Origin of the sequence: Bartonella taylorii 8TBB (assembly GCF_902825155.1) — a bacterium.
Lineage (GTDB): Bacteria > Pseudomonadota > Alphaproteobacteria > Rhizobiales > Rhizobiaceae > Bartonella > Bartonella taylorii_A.
Map to the genome: position 1 here is coordinate 1 of NZ_CADEAG010000099.1, position 483 is coordinate 483.

General features: G+C 33.7%; 2 pseudogenes. Both read left to right on the forward strand.

What is annotated here, in order from left to right:
- Positions 1 to 278: pseudogene (locus J7R13_RS08825) on the forward strand (sn-glycerol-3-phosphate ABC transporter substrate-binding protein UgpB); the annotation flags it as partial.
- A gap of 105 nt (positions 279 to 383) precedes the next feature.
- Positions 384 to 483, forward strand: a pseudogene (locus J7R13_RS08830) (glycerol-3-phosphate transporter permease); the annotation flags it as partial.

A 483-nucleotide genomic window follows, 5' to 3' on the forward strand; every position in this document is an offset into this window, starting at 1 on the left:
ACCTTCCAACAACAAAAGCTGCTTATGAATTGAGCAAGCAACAGCATTACTACGATAAAAATGCCGGTGCAGATATTGCTATTAAACAGATCACTCTCAATCCACCAACTGTTAACTCAAAGGGCATAAGATTTGGTAATTTACCACAAATTCGTTCTATTCTTGATCAAGAATTAGAAGCTGTCCTTAGTGGTTCAAAAACACCAAAAGATGGATTAGATGAAACCGTTGAACGTGGTAATAAACTCCTACGTGAATTTGAAAAAGCTAACCTTTAAGATTTATTCTTGTTATTAAATATCAAAGTTTATCCAAACAGTTGAGTCCTTTTAATTCTTTTTTGTTCACCTTTCTGAAGTTTCTATATTAAAAAAGCCTTACGGATGCAAGAAAAACACGCATACTTTAAAAATAGTTTACTCTCTTATTGGCTGCTGCTTCCTCAGCTTATTGTGACTTTTTTATTTTTCTTTTGGCCTGCTG